At 34.5% G+C, this 1,960-nt stretch carries 2 protein-coding genes; both read right to left on the bottom strand.

Annotated features, from left to right (window positions below; genetic code table 11):
- Positions 1-274 precede the first annotated feature (274 nt).
- Positions 275-631, bottom strand: coding sequence for a hypothetical protein (locus NCE97_RS15910; protein WP_353780275.1), 357 nt, complete (start codon positions 629-631; stop codon positions 275-277).
- A 19-nt stretch (positions 632-650) separates the two neighbouring features.
- Positions 651-1,960 (bottom strand): polymorphic toxin-type HINT domain-containing protein (locus NCE97_RS15905; RefSeq protein ID WP_353780274.1); only part of this gene is annotated, 1,310 nt, incomplete at its 5' end.

Here is a 1,960-nt window from a genome sequence, read left to right as displayed (position 1 = left end):
GCAAAGAACCTTCCAATCCTAGGGTCATGCATTCTAAACCTATAGTTTATACTATTCCCTTCACCTTTTATCTCATCGTCTTTTTCCTGTCCCTGGAAGCCGTAACGGTAGCCATCAGTGGCACCGTGACGCCTTGGGATTAGCATCCCAAATGCAGACTTATAATTTTGCACCTTTTAAGGCGATTTCAATGAACGTTTTTGGGTTTTTAAGGTTAGTTATTTGTACCCAATATAAAGCTAAGGTCTTTCTTATAATTGAGATTTGCCACCAACTATTCTGGCCCATTTCCCTTACCTTTTAATTCTTTAAATTCATCAAGCAGTTTATAAAATAAGTCAAAAGCTTGTTCTTCGTCACCTTTACACTTATCAAGCAAATATTTCGAAAAACTTGGTCCTTGAGAAAGCGGTATATTTTTTTGTCCTTGTATCCAAAATCTAAATTCGTTTAAATCTACATCTCCTTCGTTATATATTAAGTTCCAATCATAGAACCCCCATTTACCAAAAACCATGTAGCCCGTTAAATAATCCTCTAATGCACTAACAGATTTAGAAGTTAAAAAATGAGTTCGTTTCCTTATTAATTCTAACGCCTCGTGAATTTTATTAGTATTATAAACTTTCATTATGTCGAAATTACATTATTTAATTATCAATCCATGGTAATGCCCCATTAAATGGAAGTATATCATCAGATGCTATCTTACTATCCTTAAATGCTTCAGCGGCTGATGTTGCATCTCCTTTAAGAGGTTTATAATGTCCACTATTAGTACTTACATCCGTAATTTTACCGTTAACAATTGCTACTTCACCTGCTCCTTTTACAGAATCAGCATTACCTGATAAATGATAATGACCATTACCTAATTGAAGAGCTCCTTCGTTGGTAATAACAAAATCTTTATTGCCTGTAAATGCTTTACCATCTACCATTATCAAGTCATCTTCAATTGTAAAGTTCAAAGTTTTTCCATCGGGTTGAAAATTTTTAGCTTGATCTGGATCAACCGTTATCTTACGCATTTTATCTACAATGCTCTTGTTTAAAAATGAGCAAGGATTACCATTATGCACCAGAACATTTTGCTTAGAGACATAATAGGTATGGTAATCTTTTACAGTAAAATTGTATACTTTATAAAGACCTTTGGTTCTTTCTATTTTATCAATAGTAACAATACTCCCATTGTAAAGTGTAAGCAAGTCACCTTGTTTTAAATTTCTTACTTCAAGCCATTTGCCACCTATAAAGAAAGGATGTTCATTTGTAGCTTCTACAACTTCATCTGCAAAGTAAATTTTATATACTTCTGAATATTCCCTTGTAAATGTATCTGTGACTTCTTTTAAAGCTAAATCTCTTGTTTCATCATCATATGCCCAAACAAAGTCACCAACTTTAATATCCTTTATATCTTTGTAACCATCTTTGGTATAAATCTGAGTACCTGATGTAAAGCAGCCACAAACTTTAAGGTTCTTAATAGCTACTGATCCTTCACTTATTTTCCCAAGCCATCTAGTATGTCTTAATTCACTTAAGCCTATTAAACCTAAATAACGCCAACCGCCAAGTTCTTCACCAGTTACTAAATCTTTATTAGTGAATACTTCTACCAAGCCTTTTAGGTCACCTAATCCAGGTGTAAAATCTGCCATCACTCCAACAGCTTCATCAGGCATTTGCCTAAATCTGTTGAGCATTACTAAGGTCTCTCTATAAACTTTGAGAGACTGCTCATGAGAAGCTCCATTATCTAAAGCCTTTACCTGCTCCTCCATTGCATAGAAAATGTCAAACTTCCAATCCGCCTCTAACCCTTCTAATTCAACTGCAGCAATTGTTGTATTAGAACTAAACTGGTAAGGTGTTAATTCAGGATAGTTCCAAGACAATGGATCTATAGCAAAGAACCTTCCAATCCTAGGGTCATGCATTCTAAACCTATAGT

The organism is Winogradskyella sp. 3972H.M.0a.05 (assembly GCF_040493455.1).
Taxonomy (GTDB): Bacteria; Bacteroidota; Bacteroidia; order Flavobacteriales; family Flavobacteriaceae; genus Microcosmobacter.
The sequence above is the reverse complement of the archived record's forward strand: the minus strand, read 5'-3'. Positions and strand labels throughout refer to the sequence as shown.

Excerpts from the sequence above, each read along its gene's own strand:
- NCE97_RS15910 (WP_353780275.1), bottom strand. The coding sequence starts at position 631 with ATGAAAGTTTATAATACTAATAAAATTCACGAGGCGTTAGAATTAATA.